This is a genomic window from Arthrobacter sp. TmtSoilC77, from assembly GCF_059739415.1.
In genome coordinates, this window is sequence record NZ_AP046050.1 from 754,846 (window position 1) to 771,989 (window position 17,144).

Below are 17,144 nucleotides of genomic sequence, written 5' to 3' on the forward strand. Positions count from 1 at the left end.
CGCCCGGTGTTGCCCTGTGTTGCCCGATATTGCTTGTACTGGCTGTTGGCTCTACTTAACAGTGAACCTACTTAACTGCTCCTGACGAGAGCCCTGCCACCAGATGTTTCTGGACCAGGATGAATCCGATCAAGACGGGCAGGCTGACCACAACCGAAGCAGCCATGAGTTGGTTCCAAAACACGTCCGATTCACTGGCGTAGGCCTTGAGCCCCAAGGACAGCGTTTTTGTGGCCTCGTTGGTGAGCACGGATGCGAACAAAACCTCGCCCCAGGCGGAGATGAATGAATACACGGCAACTGCGATGATGCCTGGCTTGGCTACAGGGAGGATCACACGGAACAGTGCTCCCATCCTGCCGGTGCCATCGATCATCGAAGCCTCTTCCAGTTCCTTTGGAATCGAGGCAAAGTAGCCGCTCAGCATCCAGATGGCGAAAGGCAAGGTGAACGTCATATACGTGATGATCAGCCCGAGGTAGGAGCCCTGCAGCTGCAAGCCGGTCATGTTGCGGATCTGGGTGAAGATCAGGTACAGCGGCAGGAGGAACAGGATGCCGGGGAACATCTGGGTGGAGAGGACCGTAAGGCTGAAAGCGCGCTTCCCCTTGAACTGCAATCGGGCAATGGCGTAGGCGGCAAGGACGGCGACCGTCACTGAGCACGCTGTTGCGCAGACGGTGATGATGAGGCTGTTCTGGAAGTACTTGGCCAGCGGAACCGTGGTCCAGATGTCCAGGTACGGTGAGGCGGTGATTTCCCGGGGAATCCACTGGAAGAGCCCTGAGACATCCTTAAGGGGTTTCAATGAGGTGGAGACCACCACGAAGAGTGGAACCGCCACCCACAAGGACAGGATGGTCAGGACCACGTTCCTGAGGATCCGGAAGTTGCGTGTCTCAATCATTGTCGGCTCCCTTTGGCAGCACCATGCGGATGTAGAAAGCGGAGGCAATGAACAGCGCGATCAGCAGCAGTACGCTCATTGCGCCGCCGAGGCCGAAGTTCCAACTGCCGAAGGAGTTTTGGTAGATCAACGGGGAAATAAGGGTGGCTTCCTTGGGAGACGTAGCTCCGAACAGGACGAAGGGAACGTTGAACTGGTTGAACGTCCATAGCGACATGACCATGAGCAGGACCCCGTTGGCCGGGCGGACCATGGGCAAGGTGATGCGACGGAACTGCTGCCAGAGCGTAGCGCCGTCAATGGCTGCTGCCTCGTAGACATCGGTGGGAACGTTTTGCAGGGCTGCCATCAGCATGAGGAAGGCGAACGGCCACAACTGCCAGACGTTGACTATCACCATGGCTCCGAAGGAATTCTCTCCCAGCAGCCAGAAGGGGCGTTCGTCGCCGAAGAGGTGAAGCGTGTCCACCAGGATCTGGTTCACGGCGCCATCGCGCTGATTGAACATGAAGGCCCAGGCGATGGTTCCTACGTAGGCCGGGAGTGCGTAAGGGACCAGGAAGAACGTGCGAAGAAGGGCACGCCCCCTGAAGTTGGAGGACAGGAAAACCGCGCCTGCCATGCCGAGGACCCAGGAGAAGCCGACCACCAGGATGGTGTAGCCCAGCGTGCGGCCAACCGTGCTGAAGAAGGCCTGGCCGATGGTGCTGTCCGGGTTGAGCCCGTTGATGAAGTTCTGGAGCCCCACGAACGGCGCGTTGAGCCAGTTGGTGAGGTTGAGCTGCGTCAGGGAGATGAACGCGATCCAGATCCCAAGGAGCATCGGGCCGATGTGGATCAGGAGTTCAAGGATCGCGGCCGGAAGGATCAAGCCGTAGGGGAGGAATGAGCGACGCCTTTTACGTACAGGCGGTGTGCTTGCTGCCCGTGCTTGGCCGGGCTCGGGATCAACGGCAGGGGTGCTGCCTGCAGCGGCCGGGCCGCTGTCCAATGCTGAATGGGACATGGAAACTCCTTTGCCGGAGTGGGGACACCACTTTGTGGTGGCGTCCCCACTCACTGGGCCTGGTTACTGGGCCGCGGCCATCTGGTTGTTGGCGTCCTTGAGGGCCGCCCGGATGTCGTCTTCGGAAACAGTTCCCGTTGCCGCTTTGGCAAAGAGGTTCTTGATTGCCGTGCCGGTGAGGGTCTCCATCTGACCTTCTTTGGCGATCAGCGGCATGGGCAGGGAGTGGTTGGCCAGGGCGTCATTCTTGGCCTTGACTTCTTCGGTCTGGAAGGCGGCATCGCTCGACGCTTCGGTGACTACAGGCAGGGAGGAGTAGGCCTTGTTGAGGGCAATCTGTTCTTCGTCACTGGTCAGGAACGCGGCCAGCTTAATGGCATTTGCCTTGTTGTCGCTGTTCTTGAAGACACTGAGGTTGATACCGGCCACGTGGCTCTGGGTGCCACGGTCACCGGTAGCTCCGGCGGTCATCATGGGGATAGGGGCTACACCCCAGTCCTTGAAGTCGCGCGCAGCGAAGTTCTTCAGCGGGCTCTGGTCGAACATCATGGCGGCCTTGCCGTTGATGAGGTTGTCCACCTTCTGGCTGCCCTGGCTCAGTTCAGCGTCCGACGGCGACATCACCTTCTCCGTGGCCATCAGGTCTACGAACTGCTTGACACCCTCCACCTGGGGATCGCTGTCAAAGGTGGGCTTTCCGTCTTTATCGAACAAGGTGCCACCGTTTTGCAGGCCACGAACGAAGGCTTGGTGCGAGTTGGCGGAAACGGATGCTCCGGCGGCGGTGAAGCCCCACTGATCGGGCTTGCCGTCACCGTTGGTGTCCTTGGTGAGCTTCTTGGCGTCAGCTACAAACTCGTCCCAGGTTGTGGGGGCCTTCTCGATCCCGGCTTCCTTGAACAGCTTGGTGTTGTAATACATGTTGTAGGCCAAACCGTAGAGCGGCACGGACGTGGGGGTCTTGCCCTCCGCGCCACCGGTGGACCAGCTGGTCTTCAGGAAGCGGTCTTTGCCGCCTACGGCCTCGAGCAGTTCCCCTTCCACGGGCTCGAAAGCGCCCGTCTCCTGAAGGGTGACGGCCCACGTGTTGCCGATGTTGAGGACGTCCGGACCGTCGCCACTGGTAACGGCCGTAAGAATGCGGTTGTAGAGGTCGGTCCAGCTGATGACTTCCAGCTGTACCTTTACTCCGGTCTTTTCGGTAAAACGATCCAGCGTCGGCTTCAGCTTCGCTGCGGTGTCGTCCAGGCTGTTGCCCTGGTCCGATGCCCAGTACGTGATGGTGTCACTGCTTGCTTGGGGACTGCCGCCGCCACCGCAGGCGCTGAGACCCAGTGCCAAGGCTGCTGTCGCGGCAACCGCCGATAGGACTTTCAGGGGATTCTTCATGATGCTCCGGTTTTCTCGTCGTCGAGCTGGTGCTGGCTGAAACTAGGCTGAAAGCGTTGCTGCCGTGGGATCCCAATCCTCGGGCAGCGCAGGGACCTGTGCTGCGGAACTTTCCACATCCACGAAGGCCCGGTTGTCGATTGACTCCGCGATGGAGGCCATCGTGTCCAGGATGTGGAACGCAAGTTCACCCTGGGCGCGGTGTGGCCGGCCCTCACGGATGGCGCGGGCCATTTCCAGGACGCCCGCTCCACGGCTGGCAGTTGAGCCGACCGAAGGGACGGTAGTCCAATCGTCGGAGCCGAGCGCGCAAATCCGGATGTCACCGTCGAAGTTGTTCGGGTCCGGCAACGCGATGGTGGCGTCGGAACCGGTGATTTCCACGAACCCTGCGCGTTTGAGCGGGGAATCGAAGCTGAAGATGCTCTGGGCAGATTCACCGTTCTCGAACTCCAGGATGGAGCTGACGTGGGTGGGGACCGTGACGTCGAACGTCTCGCCAGCCTTGGGACCCGAGCCGATCACGCGTGTTTCGCGGGACTTGGAACCGAAAGCGCCCACCTTGCGGATGCTGCCGAAGGTCTGCACAAGCGTGGTCAGGTAGTAAGGGCCGATGTCGAACAGAGGGCCCGCACCGTCCTGGAAGAGGAAGGCGGGATTCGGGTGCCAGGATTCCGGACCCGGCGACTGCATCAAGGTCAATGCTGTCAGTGGAGTGCCGATGTCGCCGCGTTCGATCATCCGGCGGGCAGTTTGGAGGCCGGCGCCGAGGAACGTGTCCGGGGCGCAACCCAGCCTGACGCCGGCTGCGTCGGCTGCCTTGAGCAGGCCCAAGCCACTTTCCCGGTCCAGGGAGAACGGCTTTTCGCTCCAGACGTGCTTGCCAGCGTTCACAGCCTGCGTGGCAACTTCCACGTGGGCAGCGGGGATAGTCAGGTTGATGACAATCTCCACTTCCGGGTGGCCGAGGACAGCATCAATGCCACCGTGCACGGGAATGCCGTACTCGTTGGCCCGGGTGGCTGCGGCCTCCTCGAACAAGTCGCCGATCGCCACAACGCGGACATCAGGGAAGCTTGTCAGGTTGTCGAGGTACTGCTTGCTGATGACACCTGCGCCGATGATGCCGACGCCCACCGGGCCTGAACCGACAGGGCTTGATGTCAGAGAACGGAAGGCGGCCCCTGCTGCGTGGCTCATGCGGACACCTTCCCGGCGTTGAGGTAGTTGTAGCTGTCTTCTACGGCATCGAACATGTCGCCCTGGAAGTCGTCCAGTTCCACGACCGCTGCTTCAAGTGAGCCGGCGGCGTTCAAGACGTCCCAGATAGGCATCTGGCCGGCACCAACGGCGAGCTGGCTCGACGGGTCCGAGGTCACGGGACCGTCCTTGACGTGAATGAACTTCACGCGGTCACCAAGCCGGGCCAGGAGTTCAGCGGGGTTCTGCCCACCTACTGCCGCCCAATACGTGTCGAGCTCCAGGACGACCTCAGGATCGAGGTGGTCGGCCAGGTGTTCGATCGCAGTTTTGCCATCGATGACGGATTCAACTTCCCACCAGTGGTTGTGATAACCGACGCGCACGCCGTACTCGGATCCCTTGGCAGCGGCGGCATTGAGCTGCTCGGCGGTGGCCTTGATGTCCTCGATGGTGTTCCAGCGCTCGATCGGAACATGCGGGTCAATGACAGTTCCGATACCCAGCTGCTGCGCAGCGGCAAAGATTGCGTCCTGGTCATCGCTAAGCAAGGGAGCGTGGCCGGACGGGGCGGTGAGGTTGTTCTCCGTCAATGCCCGCTTAAGTTCTTCGGCCTTGGCAACAAAACGGTAGGGCTCAACCATCGTGAAGCCGATGTCGGCCAGGCGCCGGATGGTTCCCGCCAGATCCTCTTCAAGGGCCTTTCGGACCGTGTAGAGCTGGATCGAATATGACACTGTCTCTCCTCGTCGTTGTGGGTGGAGGCAAATCGATGCCGCTGATTTCCGGCATCCAAGGGGGTGATGTGCTGCTCCTCACAACCTAGGGGGACTTTTGCCGAGCGTCAAGCAAAAGTTGAAATATGGCCGACAAACTTCTGCTGCATGACACGCATAAGCAATCGTGCTTCACTAATGGCATGACCTCAGGACCCGGACACCAAGGCGGAAAAGACGCCCCCGCGCAGGACGCAGGTAACCTTTCACGTGCCGGGGACCTCTTCCAGCTCCTCCGGGACGGCCAAGCCCGGACCCGTGCTGAGCTTGCCCTCACCACAGGACTCGCCCGCTCCACCGTCGCTTCCCGCATCGACGCCCTGATCGGATCCGGTCTCGTGGGCCCTGCCGGTGAGGCAACATCCAGTGGCGGCAGGCCGCCGTCGCGCTTTGCCTTCAACCCCGCCGCGCGCGTAGTCCTGGCCGTCGACGTCGGAGCGACCCACGTGATTGTCGCCGTCACAGACCTCAGCGGAAGTGTCCTCGCCGAACGGCGCCTCTCACAGGAAGTCGCGGACGGCCCGGAGGTCGTGCTGGGCAAGGTCATCAGCGCGGGCCGCGAATTGCTGGCCGAAGCGGGACGGGAACCGGGCGACCTCGCAGGAATGGGCATCGGCCTTCCGGGCCCTGTGGAACACGCCACCGGACGGCCGGTCAAGCCGCCCATCATGCCCGGTTGGGACGGATTCGATGTCGTCCCTTACGTCCAGCGCTCACTGCTAGTACCCGTGCTGGTGGACAACGACGTCAACATCATGGCGCTCGGCGAACGGACCGCCTACTGGCCTGATCACGAGAATTTCCTGTTCATCAAAGTCGCCACCGGCATCGGCGCAGGGATCATCAGCAGCGGCCAGCTGCAACGCGGCGCCAACGGCACTGCAGGGGACCTCGGACACGTGAGAGTGCCCCGCGGCGACGACGTCCTCTGCCGTTGTGGCAACTACGGATGCCTCGAAGCGCTCGCCTCAGGTCCCGCCGTCGCGCGCCAACTCAAGGCGCAAGGCCTCGAAGCCGCCACGGGAGCGGACGTTCTCCGCCTGGTAGCCGAAGGAAATTTGCAGGCCATCCAGGCGCTGCGGCAGGCGGGACGGGATGTCGGGGATGTGCTGGCCACCGTGGTCAACCTGCTCAATCCGTCCATGATCATCATCGGCGGCAGCGTGGGGGAGGCTGGCGAACACCTGGTTGCCGGCATTCGCGAGGTTGTCTACCGGCGGTCGCTGCCGTTGGCCACCACGCACCTCCGGATCGGCATTTCCATGGCCGGTGACCGCGCCGCAATTCTGGGCGCCAGCCAGATGGTGACGCAGTACGTGCTCTCACCGGCAGTGATTGAAGCCACGCTCCAAGCAGCTGGATAGACGCCGTTTGTGACCGGATGGCCGGTGGCGGCGTGATAGCAATGAAGGTGATGAAAACGTTTCCCGCCACCTTCCAGCGCACGCCATGAGCCAGTTCCTCGCCAAAGTTCCCCGGGGATGGTTGATCCTTGCCTGCATCGGGCTGATCGCGCTCAACATGCGTGGGCCGTTCGTAGCTGTGGCCCCCGTGGTGGATTCGCTGCAGGCCGACCTCGGATTCTCGCCTGTTGAACTGGGTCTGTTGACTGGTATCCCGGTGCTCTGCTTCTCGCTTGCCTCGCCGCTGGCATCGATGGCCGGCCGCAGGCTGGGTGCCGAATTCGCGGTGATGCTCACGCTGCTCGGCGTGCTGGCCGGCGTCGTGATCCGCTCCAGCGGCGGTGGTATTCCGGTGATGGTGGGGACGGTGATCATCGGTGTGGCCATTACGATCGGTAATATCGCCGTGCCGCTCATCATCCGGCGCGACTTTGCGCCGCGGCGGCAGGCAACCGCAATGGGCGTCTACACGGCGGCGCTGAACATCGGGTCCTTCCTTACCTCGGTGGCCACTGCGCCGCTTGCTGAACTGGTGGGCTGGCGGCTTTCCCTCGCGGCGAGTGCACTCCTGGCCTTGGCCGCAATCCTGTTCTGGGTGCCAACTGTTGGTGCGCGCCGGGCGTTTGTGCCAGCCGCGGTTCCAGCTGCTTCTCCCTCCGGGCCGGGGAAGGTTGCCGGCGTGGGCTGGCTAACCGCTGGCCTGACGCTTGGCTTCGCCGGCCAAGCGTTCTCCTACTACGGCGTCACCGCTTGGCTGCCAAGCTTCCTGTCCGACGAACTCGGCATGGGCGCCGCCGAGGCCGGTGCAGGCTCATCGCTGTTCCAGATCTTCGCGATTGTGGGCGGGCTGGGTGTACCGCTCCTGGCCCGCTTTGCCAGTACGACGACGGTGGCCGTCACCTTGAGTGCGTTGTGGCTGACCGTTCCCGTGGGCTTGCTCCTGGCGCCTGGTTTGTGGTGGATGTGGTCTTCCATGGGCGGCATTGCGCAGGGTGGCGGCATCACGGTCGTGTTCATTGCCATCATCAAGTTCGCCAAGGACCAGGCCTCGGCAGGGAAGATGTCCGCCGTCGTCCAAGGTGTGGGCTACCTGGTTGCAGCCCTGGCGCCAACCGTCATCGGGTACGTCCATGGAGTGTCCGAGGGCTGGACCGTGCCGCTGCTGGTGATCCTTGGTTCGGTGCTCGCGTTCTGTGTGTGCGTTACGTTGTCCGTGCGCTGGGTGGCCCGGCAGCGGTAGGTGAGTGCCGCCGTCGGGTTTACCCAACTGAGTCGCAGTTAAGCGCGTTTTGAGCCGTCAAAACGCGCTTAACTGCGACCTATTTGGGTGGATACTCCGCTGCTGGGCTGCCTCCCCGACCATCGGGGTCACTTGTTGCGAAGAGTGCAGGCAGCCCAGCGTCGGGGCTTGGTGTGTCGCTACCCAGTGGATCTAGGCGGCGACGAGTTCCTCTTCCGTGGCCTCTTCACGGGCTTCGGTGAGGAAACGGGCGTAGGCCGGGATGGTCAGGAAGGTGGGGAATTCCTCGGCCAGGGTGACTTCTTCGAAGATGGCGCGGGCGTCAGCGAAGCGGTCTCCGTCGAAGCGTTCCAGTCGGGCGTATTCCTCGTCCAGCATGTCCTGGACCCATTCACGGCTGATGATGTCGCCGTGTTCGGTGATGGCGTGGGAGTGGATCCATTGCCAGAGCTGGGAGCGGGAGATCTCGGCGGTGGCGGCGTCTTCCATGAGGTTGTGGATGGCCACGGCTCCGTTGCCCCTGAGCCAGGACTCGATGTAGCGGATGCCTACCTCGATGTTCAGGCGAACGCCGGCCTCGGTGATGGTGCCTTCGGTGCTGGCGATGTCGATCAGCGCCCGGTCATCCGGGGTGACGTCCTCGCGGCTGCGGTCCAGCTGGTTCGGCTTGTCACCGAGCACGGAGTCGAACACTTCGCGGGCCACGGGCACGAGGTCCGGGTGGGCAACCCAGGAGCCGTCGAAGCCGTCGTTGGCTTCACGGGTCTTGTCTGCACGGACCTTCTCGAACGAGGCCTGGTTGGCTGCTTCGTCCTTGCGGTTCGGAACAGCTGCAGCCATGCCACCGATGGCCATGGCACCGCGGCGGTGGCAGGCCCGGACCAGTTGTTCGGTGTAGGCGCGCATGAACGGCTGCGTCATGGTTACCTGGCCGCGGTCCGGGAGCACGAAGCGCGGGCCGCGGGTACGGAAGTTCTTGATCAGGGAGAAGATGTAGTCCCAGCGGCCGGCATTCAACCCCGAAGCGTGGTCCCGCAGTTCGTACAGGATCTCTTCCATCTCGAACGCGGCCGTGATGGTTTCGATCAGCACGGTGGCGCGGATGGTGCCCTGAGGGATGCCGAGCAGGTCCTGGGCCAGGACGAAGATGTCGTTCCACAGGCGGGCTTCGAGGTGGTTCTCGATCTTGGGCAGGTAGAAGTACGGGCCCTTGCCCTGGGCGAGCAGGCGGCGGGCGTTGTGGAAGAAGAAGAGCCCGAAGTCCACTACGCCACCGGCGATCGGCTTGCCGTCGATGAGCATGTGCTTCTCGGGCAGGTGCCAGCCGCGGGGACGGACCACAATGGTGGGCAGGTCCCCTGCAGGCTTGAGCTTGTATTCCTTGCCCTCAGGGGACGTGAAGTCGATGCGCCGTTCCAGCGCGTCAGTCAGGTTCAGCTGGCCCTGGATGACGTTGCGCCACGTCGGTGTGGAGGAATCTTCCATGTCGGCCAGCCACACCTTCGCACCCGAGTTCAGGGCGTTGATGGTCATCTTCTTATCCACCGGGCCCGTGATCTCCACGCGGCGGTCCTCCAGGCCCGGAGCCGGGGGAGCGACGCGCCACGACGGGTCATTCCGGATGGCCTCGGTCTGCGGCAGGAAACGGGGATCCTGGCCACTGGAAATCTGGTTGCGGCGGGCATGCCGTGCCTGCATCAGCTCCTGACGACGATCAGCCGTAGCCCGGTGCAACTTGCCGATGAACTCAAGGGCGTCCGGCGTGAGGACCTCGTTCTGCCGGCAAATGGGCTGCGCGGTAATGGTGATGCCGTTGATAGTGAAGTTGTCGGTGAAGCTGTTCATGGGAGTGTCCTTTCAGGGACCCAACTGAGTCGCAGTAGATTCCGTTTTGGACGTTCATAACGGCATCTACTGCTACTTACTTGGGCAAGTTTTAGTGGAATTGGCCCTCTTCGGTCGATCCGACCAGTGCGAGGGTGGATGCGTTCGGGTTGAGCGCGGTGGCGATGTCGTCGAAGTAGCCGGTGCCGACTTCGCGCTGGTGCTTGGTGGCGGTGTAGCCGCGGGACTCGGAGGCGAATTCCTTCTCCTGGAGTTCGACGTAGGCGCTCATGCCTTCACGGGCGTAGCCGTGGGCGAGGTCGAACATCGAGTAGTTCAGGGCGTGGAAGCCGGCCAGGGTGATGAACTGGAACGTGAAGCCCATGGCACCGAGTTCGCGCTGGAACTTGGCAATGGTGGTGTCGTCCAGGTGCTTGCGCCAGTTGAAGGACGGGGAGCAGTTGTAGGAAAGCATCTGGTCGGGGAACTCGGCCTTGACCGACTCGGCGAACTTGCGGGCAAGTTCCAGGTCCGGGGTGCCGGTCTCCATCCAGATCAGGTCCGAGTAGGGCGCGTAGGCCTTGGCGCGGGCGATGCAGGGTTCGATGCCGTTGCGGACCTTGTAGAAGCCCTCGGCGGTACGTTCGCCGGTGATGAATTCCTGGTCGCGCTCGTCGACGTCGGAGGTGATCAGCGTTGCGGCTTCGGCGTCGGTACGGGCGATGACGACGGTCGGGGTGCCTGCGACGTCGGCTGCGAGGCGTGCTGCGTTGAGGGTCCGGATGTGCTGCTGGGTGGGGATCAGAACCTTGCCGCCGAGGTGACCGCACTTCTTCTCCGATGCGAGCTGGTCTTCCCAGTGAACGCCCGAGGCGCCGGCGGTGATCATGGACTTCATGAGTTCGTAGGCGTTCAGCGGGCCACCGAAGCCGGCTTCGGCGTCGGCGACGATCGGAACCAACCAGTCCTCAACAGTCTTGACGCCCTCGGCATATTCGATCTGGTCTGCGCGGAGCAGGGCGTTGTTGATGCGGCGGACAACCTGGGGGACCGAGTTGGCCGGGTACAGGGACTGGTCCGGGTACGTCTGGCCCGAGAGGTTGGCGTCCGCGGCAACCTGCCAGCCAGAAAGGTAGATGGCACGGAGGCCCGCCTTGACCTGCTGCACAGCCTGGTTGCCGGTCAGGGCACCCAGGGCGTTGGTGTAGCCGCCGGTGGGAGCTTCCTCGGTGAGCTGCTTCCACAGCTTCTCCGAACCGCGGCGGGCCAGGGTGTGCTCTTCGGAGACGCGACCGCGGAGGCGGACGACGTCGGTGGCCGAGTAATCACGGGTGACGCCTTCCCAACGCGGGTTGGCGGACCACTCAAGCTCCAGCGCTGCTGCCTGCTGCTCTGCAGTCTGTGCGGACTCTGCTGGTTCAAATGATGCGGTCATTGCATATCTCCTTGATGGTGCCCGGGCCGGCCTCCGCTGCGTCTTTGCTGCGTCGGCAGGCTTACCGGGGGTCTGTGTTTCTTTTCGTGAGACCTACTTTTCTGCACTTTCAATAGCCTTTCTAGAGGAAAACTATGGAAAGAAACGCAGTTCTTCGCGTATTCTCAAGAAATGTCGCCTGTGAGCTGGAACCGCGAAGTCGCGTCGCCGTCGTCGTCCCCTACGTCCCCCGAACTGGACGTCATCAGCCTTGGCCGCCGCGTGCGCCACTTGCGCAAGCAGGCCGGCCTGACGCTGGACGACTTGAGCGCCGCCGTCGGGACCGCGCCCAGTCAGTTGAGCCTGATCGAAAACGGCAAGCGCGAGCCCAAACTCGGGCTGCTGCAGTCGCTGGCCAGCTCGCTTAATGTGAGCATCGACCAGCTGCTCGGCGCCGAGCCGCCTAGCCGTCGAGCGGCCTTGGAGATCGAGCTGGAACGGTACCAGCGCGGACCGCTCTACGAGTCGCTGAACCTGCCCAAAATCCGCATCAGCTCGCGGCTTCCGCTGGATGTGCTGGAGTCGCAGGTGGGGCTGCTTCAGGAGCTCGAACGCAAACTTAACGAGCAGGTCGCGACGCCGGAAGAAGCCCGCCGCGCGAACGGCGAGTTGCGTGCCATGATGCGTGAGCGCGGTAACTATTTCCCCGAGTATGAGGCCGAGGCGCAGAAGGTCCTTAAAGGGGTCGGCTACACCACCGGACCACTGAGCCAGCACGTCATTGCGGACATCGCCGAGAACCTCGGATTCACCCTCCACCACGTAGGTGATTTGCCGCATTCCACGCGCTCCGTGACGGATTTGAAGAACCGCAGAATTTATCTAACGCAGAACCAGCGGCAGGATCACGACCCGCGATCAGTGCTCCTGCAGGCGCTTGGCCACTACGTCCTGGGGCACGAAACTCCGCGCAACTACGGGGATTTCCTGGCCCAGCGCGTGGCCACCAACTATTTCGCTGCAGCTTTGTTGTTGCCGGAGCATGCCACCGTTGAGTTCCTCCAAAAGGCCAAGGCCGCCAAGGAAATCGCCGTGGAGGACATCCGCGACGCCTTCGCTGTGTCCTATGAGACCGCTGCGCACCGCTTCACCAACCTGGCCACCAAGCACCTCGGCATCACCACACACTTCCAGAAGACGCACCAATCCGGGATCATCTACAAGGCCTACGAGAACGACGGCGTGACCTTCCCACAGGACCACACGGGCGCCATCGAAGGTCAGCCGTCGTGCAAGGCCTGGACGTCGCGGGCAGTGTTCGACGTACCGGACAAGTTCAGCGCATACAGCCAATACACGGACACGCCTTCGGGTACCTACTGGTGTACGGCCCGGACCGAGCGCTCGGCCAGCGGGGAGTTTTCGCTGAGCATCGGCGTGCCGTACCAGCATGTGAAGTGGTTCCGGGGGCGCGAGACGAATGCCCGGGCAACCTCGACCTGCCCGGATCCGAACTGCTGCAAACGGCCCCCGGCGTCCCTGGCCAACGAGTGGGCAGGCAATGCGTGGCCCTCAGCCCGTGCCCACTCACACCTGCTCGCCGCCATGCCGCCCGGCGCGTTCCCTGGCGTGGACGAGACCGAGGTGTACAGCTTCCTGGCGGCGCACTCGGCGCGCTAACCCGATGCTCGCTCACTTCCTGACTGTTTTTCCGTGATGCTCGCTCACTTCCTGACCGTTTTTCCGTGATGCTCGCTCACATTCCGGCCACATTCGGCAATCCCTCTCTCAGATCGCGTGAGTTCCGAAGGCAAAGCGTGCAGCATGTGAGGAGAACACCAAATGGGGGGATCGGCATGTATCGAGTTCGGAAAGTAGTCGCGGTAGTAGCGGCAGCCATGTTGGCGAGCGGTTCGGGGACAATCAGTGCCTGCGCGCCGCAACCAGCCGACGTCGGGCTCTTAAAGGCCGACGGCGTTACGCGGGTTTCGGTCCAAGCGGCGGAATACCCTGCCCAACGCGAGGCGCTGAATGCCTCTGCGCGCAAGCTCGGCGCGACACTGCTCGCGGACGGAGGGGATGCCGCGAACGGGAACGTTGTTTCGTCGCCCGCCAGCCTGTTGTTCGCGCTCGGCATGCTGCGAGCCGGAGCATCCGGTGAAACGGCCGCTGAGATGGATTCAGTCCTGGCGTTGCCCATCGAGGGTCGCGACGAAGCCATGAACGCCGTACTCGCGGCGCTGGAAAAGTATGACGGCGACCCCGGAAGCGTGGACGAGGACGACCCGCCACGCAAACCCGTCATGCACGCAGCCAACGGACTGTTCGTCGACAAGGGCATCCCCACCGGAAAGGACTTTCTGGCCACGCTCGCAAAGCACTATGGCACGGGTGTGTACCCGGTGTCCTTCCAGGATGAGGCGGCGACCAAACCTGCCATCGACCAATGGGTAAGCAGGAACACGGGTGGCAGGATCAAGGAAGCACCCGCAAAGTACGATCCCGATAACACCTTCAGTCTGCTCAACGCGCTCTACTTCGCCGCGGCTTGGCAGGTGCCCTTCGATGCCAACGACACGTCGGATCAGCCCTTCCGCAAGGCCGGCGGGGAAGTCGTCTCCGTTCCTACTATGCACGGAGGCCTCAGCATGGCGTACGCCGAAGGCGTCGGATGGAAAGCTGTGGACTTGCCTTACGCCGAAGGTTTCGTCATGCGGCTGGTACTGCCCGACGGCGGTACTCCGGGTTCCGAAAGTCCGGCTGCGGTTTCGCCGGAGGTGCTTTCGGACGCGGCAGCACGGTTGGGACGCGCGGCGCAGGACATGGTCCGGATCAGCCTGCCTAAGTGGGACCACAAGACCACGTTCGACCTGCGAAGGGTCTTCGAAACGCTCGGACTCAAGGAGGCCCTCGCCACGGACACCGATTTCGATGTAATCCAACAGGGCATGAAACTGACGCAGGCGGCGCAAGCAGCCAACATTACCGTTGCTGAAAAGGGAACCATCGCATCCGCGGTGACCCAGATCAACGCCAAAGACTCCGCAGCCATGATTCCGGATCGTGAAATCGTCCTTGACCACCCGTTCCACTACCAGATTGTGCATGTGGAGACCGGTATGCCGTTGTTCACGGGTTGGGTTGCTGATCCACGCTGAGGGACGGGAAGTGAGAGAGCGATGGGGGAAACGGGTCGGGATGTGAGAGAGCGATGGGGGAAACGCGTCGGGATGTGAGAGAGCGTTAAGCTAGCGAACCAGCCGTCCCACCAGCACTGCCGCAGCCTCAACGACGTCGTCCGCCTCCCGTTTGGACGAACTCAAGGCGACCTCGTTCCCGGCCAGAGTGACGATGTCCGTGATAACCGCGACCGTGAGCTTTCCCAGAGTGTCATCGCTGGCTCTCAGCAGCACGGAATTTTGCCGAACCCACTCGCGTCCACGTTCGCGCCGCAGTACCTCGAACCCAGGGGGAGTATCACCTTCGATGAAGACCCGCTCCAGGTCCCGGTGTTTCCAGGTGTAGTCGAAGTAGCTGCGGCTGCCTACGTTGAACAGGGCCAGCGGATCGTTCTCGCCTGACTTCCTGGCCTTTGCTACAGCCGCGGCGACGAGCCTTTCATGTTCGTTTTGATAGTCATCCCAGAGTGCCAGGAAGAGTTCGGTCTTGCCCCCGAAGTGGTGATACAGGCTGCCGACGCTTGACCCGGAACGGGCCACGACGTCCGAAATGCTGGCGTCGGTGAAGCCGTGCTCGCAGAAAACGTCCCTCGCCGCATCCAGGAGGTTTCGTCGGGTGGCGGCTGTCCGGGTCCATTGCCACGAGCCGGCATGGACTGCCGCGTTGGATGTTTTCCGAACCAAGGATGCTCCCTTCGCCGCGACATGCAGTTTTGCCGGAGTGTCGTCGGGCTTCTTTCTGGAATCGTACCTTCACCAATCTGAAACTTTAAGCAATCAAACCCCTTGACCGTCAATCAACTAAAGGAAACAATCTTAGAAGCTCGTTCTAGAAATATGTGTTGCGGTATGTATCCGAATGCTGCGATTTTTGACGTCAAACGCCTCGAAACCCGGGTGCCGTTTTTACCGTCGCGCTGCAACTGGTTGAATCGCTATGAGAGAGCGCCAACTGGTCGCACGCCAAACAAGCCAGAGAGGAACGCGGCCTGATGTCCGTTTCAAGCAAGTCGTCCGGGATCACGTCGAACAGGTGGTTCAAGCCCGTCGTCGTTACCGCCATAGCGTTGGTGGTGGCGCTGGTCCTGGTGCTCATCGCGCAGTGGCTGCGGACGCTGCAACCCGTCCAGCAGTTCCTGGTGGACTACCCTGGACACTCAGCGATCCCCGAAGGCACCCCCACAGGTTTCCCTGCCTGGCTCGGCTGGCAGCACTTCCTCAACATGTTCTTCCTGGTCCTGATCATCCGATCCGGCTGGCAGGTCCGCACCACCACGCGACCCGCCGCGAACTGGACCCGGAACAACAAAGGCTTCATCAAGACCAAGAACCCGCCCACAAAGATCAGCCTGGATCTCTGGTTCCATCTCACGCTGGATGCCTTGTGGGTGTTGAACGGCATCATTTTCATCGTCCTGCTCTTCGCGACCGGCCAATGGCTGCGGATCATCCCCACCAACTGGGACGTCTTCCCCAACGCTCTGTCCGCCGCCTTGCAGTACGCGTCGCTTAATTGGCCGGTTGAGAACGGCTGGAACAACTACAACAGCCTGCAGCTGCTGACGTACTTTGTCACCGTCTTCATCGCCGCGCCGCTGGCAATCATCACCGGCCTCCGGATGTCCGGTGCGTGGCCGAAAAAGGCAGCGATCAACAAGTTCTACCCCATCGAGCTCGCCCGCCAGATCCACTTCCCGGTGATGATCTACTTTGTGGCGTTCGTGATCGTCCACGTCACCTTGGTCCTGGCCACCGGGGCCCTGAACAACCTGAACCATATGTACGCCTCGAACAACGACTACAGCTGGTGGGGCTTCGGCATTTTCGCGGCCTCAATCGTCTTTACTGCGGCCGCCTGGTTCCTGGCCCGCCCGCTGTTCCTGCGTCCGATAGCCTCGCTCATGGGCAAGGTCTCGCGCTAGCGGGATCCGCCCTGCCACAGGGCATCAAACGGAGCACCCGACGCCACGCGGTTCGCAATACCAGCGGTAACGAACGCCTTCGCAGTGCGGGCAGCTTCCAAGGGCGTGGCACCCTTGGCCAGTTCAGCCGTCACCGCCGCAGCCAGGGAGCAGCCGGCACCGGACACGGCCACGTCGCCAACCTTCGGAGCGCGGAGGACTTCCAGCGTTTCGCCGTCGTAGTAAACGTCGACGGCGTCCGGGCCTTCCAGCCGCACCCCACCTTTGGCGAGGACTGCTGCTCCGCTGATCTCGTGAATGCGAATGGCAGCGTCCTTCAGGCCTTCCTCATCCGTGATCTGAAGCCCGGACAGTGATTCGGCCTCGAAATGGTTTGGTGTCACGAACGTCGCCAGAGGCAGGATCTGCGCTTTCAAGGCTTGGTCGGTATCCAAGGCGTGGCCAGGCTCCTGTCCTTTGCAGATCAGGACCGGGTCAAGGACCACGTTCGCGAAAACGCCATCGGCCAACGCCCGCTCAACAGTGCCGATGGTTGCCGGGCTCCCGAGCATGCCGATCTTCACCGTATCCAGAACCGAAGGTGCGCCGGAAGCGGGACCGTAGGCCGCCGTCGTCGCTTCCAATTGGTCCGCGATGACTTGCTGGTCAACCGGCACAAAGCGGTGGTTCCAATTGTCTTGGGGATCAAAGGAAACGATGCACGTGAGGTTCGCGATGCCGAACACTCCCAGTTCCTGGAAGGTCTTGAGGTCGGCCTGCGCGCCGGCACCGCCGGTCGCTTCGGAGCCGGCGATGGTCAGTGCAATGGCAGGTGCAACGGCTGAAGTCATGTCTTACATCTTGCCATTTGCGCGGTGGTGCCCCGATTTTTGGGGCACGGCGGC

The 17,144-nt window shown here is 62.2% G+C and carries 14 protein-coding genes; 5 read left to right on the top strand and 9 right to left on the bottom strand.

From position 1 onward, the window contains the following. Positions 1 to 67: 67 nt before the first annotated feature. From AC6I99_RS03650 to AC6I99_RS03670, 5 genes are all read right to left on the bottom strand, one after another. Positions 68 to 907: a carbohydrate ABC transporter permease gene (locus AC6I99_RS03650; protein WP_224094246.1), complete on the bottom strand. Its 840-nt coding sequence runs from the start codon at positions 905 to 907 to the stop codon at positions 68 to 70. Beyond that, positions 900 to 1,913 (bottom strand): carbohydrate ABC transporter permease, encoded by a 1,014-nt coding sequence (locus AC6I99_RS03655; protein ID WP_224166390.1) that lies wholly within the window; start codon positions 1,911 to 1,913, stop codon positions 900 to 902. Before AC6I99_RS03655 ends, AC6I99_RS03650 begins: the two co-directional genes overlap by 8 nt. A gap of 63 nt (positions 1,914 to 1,976) precedes the next feature. Beyond that, positions 1,977 to 3,302 (bottom strand): ABC transporter substrate-binding protein, encoded by a 1,326-nt coding sequence (locus AC6I99_RS03660; RefSeq protein WP_497960291.1) that lies wholly within the window; start codon positions 3,300 to 3,302, stop codon positions 1,977 to 1,979. A 42-nt stretch (positions 3,303 to 3,344) separates the two neighbouring features. Then, positions 3,345 to 4,502: a Gfo/Idh/MocA family protein gene (locus tag AC6I99_RS03665; protein ID WP_497960293.1), complete on the bottom strand. Its 1,158-nt coding sequence runs from the start codon at positions 4,500 to 4,502 to the stop codon at positions 3,345 to 3,347. After that, positions 4,499 to 5,239 carry a sugar phosphate isomerase/epimerase family protein gene (locus AC6I99_RS03670; protein ID WP_497960297.1) on the bottom strand — a complete coding sequence of 247 codons (741 nt, stop codon included), beginning with the start codon at positions 5,237 to 5,239 and terminating at the stop codon, positions 4,499 to 4,501. The genes AC6I99_RS03665 and AC6I99_RS03670 overlap by 4 nt, the downstream gene beginning before the upstream one ends. Before the next feature lie 182 nt (positions 5,240 to 5,421). Between AC6I99_RS03670 and AC6I99_RS03675 the strand changes: the two genes are divergently transcribed. Then, positions 5,422 to 6,642: an ROK family protein gene (locus AC6I99_RS03675; protein ID WP_497961914.1), complete on the top strand. Its 1,221-nt coding sequence runs from the start codon at positions 5,422 to 5,424 to the stop codon at positions 6,640 to 6,642. A gap of 85 nt (positions 6,643 to 6,727) precedes the next feature. Next, positions 6,728 to 7,921: an MFS transporter gene (locus AC6I99_RS03680; protein ID WP_497960300.1), complete on the top strand. Its 1,194-nt coding sequence runs from the start codon at positions 6,728 to 6,730 to the stop codon at positions 7,919 to 7,921. Between the two features lie 192 nt (positions 7,922 to 8,113). On the opposite strand, the gene aceB is transcribed toward AC6I99_RS03680, so the two are convergent. Together aceB and aceA are read right to left on the bottom strand one after the other, a co-directional pair. Continuing rightward, complete coding sequence (aceB, locus tag AC6I99_RS03685; RefSeq protein WP_497960302.1) at positions 8,114 to 9,766, bottom strand: malate synthase A; 1,653 nt, start codon at positions 9,764 to 9,766, stop codon at positions 8,114 to 8,116. 91 nt (positions 9,767 to 9,857) lie between these two features. Beyond that, positions 9,858 to 11,180, bottom strand: coding sequence for an isocitrate lyase (aceA, locus tag AC6I99_RS03690; protein WP_224094253.1), 1,323 nt, complete (start codon positions 11,178 to 11,180; stop codon positions 9,858 to 9,860). A 171-nt stretch (positions 11,181 to 11,351) separates the two neighbouring features. Between aceA and AC6I99_RS03695 the strand changes: the two genes are divergently transcribed. After that, on the top strand, positions 11,352 to 12,839 hold the full coding sequence (locus AC6I99_RS03695) for a helix-turn-helix domain-containing protein (RefSeq protein ID WP_497960306.1): 1,488 nt from the start codon (positions 11,352 to 11,354) through the stop codon (positions 12,837 to 12,839). Positions 12,840 to 13,015: 176 nt separating this feature from the next. Beyond that, entirely contained in the window at positions 13,016 to 14,317 is a 1,302-nt protein-coding gene (locus AC6I99_RS03700; protein WP_497960307.1) for a serpin family protein, read from the top strand. 90 nt (positions 14,318 to 14,407) lie between these two features. Here AC6I99_RS03700 and AC6I99_RS03705 read toward each other — a convergent pair whose 3' ends face one another. Beyond that, positions 14,408 to 15,022, bottom strand: coding sequence for a TetR/AcrR family transcriptional regulator (locus tag AC6I99_RS03705; RefSeq protein ID WP_497960311.1), 615 nt, complete (start codon positions 15,020 to 15,022; stop codon positions 14,408 to 14,410). 308 nt (positions 15,023 to 15,330) lie between these two features. Here AC6I99_RS03705 and AC6I99_RS03710 point away from each other — a divergent pair, with 308 nt between their 5' ends. After that, a complete protein-coding gene (locus AC6I99_RS03710; RefSeq protein ID WP_224094258.1) occupies positions 15,331 to 16,260 on the top strand; it encodes a cytochrome b/b6 domain-containing protein in 930 nt (309 codons plus the stop codon). Here AC6I99_RS03710 and AC6I99_RS03715 read toward each other — a convergent pair. Continuing rightward, positions 16,257 to 17,090, bottom strand: a complete 834-nt coding sequence (locus AC6I99_RS03715; RefSeq protein ID WP_497960314.1) for a hydroxymethylpyrimidine/phosphomethylpyrimidine kinase — start codon at positions 17,088 to 17,090, stop codon at positions 16,257 to 16,259. The two genes, AC6I99_RS03710 and AC6I99_RS03715, sit on opposite strands and share 4 nt — an antisense overlap. Positions 17,091 to 17,144 lie beyond the last annotated feature (54 nt).

Coding starts and splice junctions, on each gene's coding strand:
- AC6I99_RS03695 (WP_497960306.1), top strand. CDS start 11,352: ATGTCGCCTGTGAGCTGGAACCGCGAAGTCGCGTCGCCGTCGTCGTCC.
- AC6I99_RS03700 (WP_497960307.1), top strand. CDS start 13,016: ATGTATCGAGTTCGGAAAGTAGTCGCGGTAGTAGCGGCAGCCATGTTG.
- AC6I99_RS03660 (WP_497960291.1), bottom strand. CDS start 3,302: ATGAAGAATCCCCTGAAAGTCCTATCGGCGGTTGCCGCGACAGCAGCC.
- AC6I99_RS03650 (WP_224094246.1), bottom strand. CDS start 907: ATGATTGAGACACGCAACTTCCGGATCCTCAGGAACGTGGTCCTGACC.
- AC6I99_RS03680 (WP_497960300.1), top strand. CDS start 6,728: ATGAGCCAGTTCCTCGCCAAAGTTCCCCGGGGATGGTTGATCCTTGCC.
- AC6I99_RS03655 (WP_224166390.1), bottom strand. CDS start 1,913: ATGTCCCATTCAGCATTGGACAGCGGCCCGGCCGCTGCAGGCAGCACC.
- AC6I99_RS03665 (WP_497960293.1), bottom strand. CDS start 4,502: ATGAGCCACGCAGCAGGGGCCGCCTTCCGTTCTCTGACATCAAGCCCT.
- aceA (WP_224094253.1), bottom strand. CDS start 11,180: ATGACCGCATCATTTGAACCAGCAGAGTCCGCACAGACTGCAGAGCAG.
- aceB (WP_497960302.1), bottom strand. CDS start 9,766: ATGAACAGCTTCACCGACAACTTCACTATCAACGGCATCACCATTACC.
- AC6I99_RS03675 (WP_497961914.1), top strand. CDS start 5,422: ATGACCTCAGGACCCGGACACCAAGGCGGAAAAGACGCCCCCGCGCAG.
- AC6I99_RS03710 (WP_224094258.1), top strand. CDS start 15,331: ATGTCCGTTTCAAGCAAGTCGTCCGGGATCACGTCGAACAGGTGGTTC.
- AC6I99_RS03715 (WP_497960314.1), bottom strand. CDS start 17,090: ATGACTTCAGCCGTTGCACCTGCCATTGCACTGACCATCGCCGGCTCC.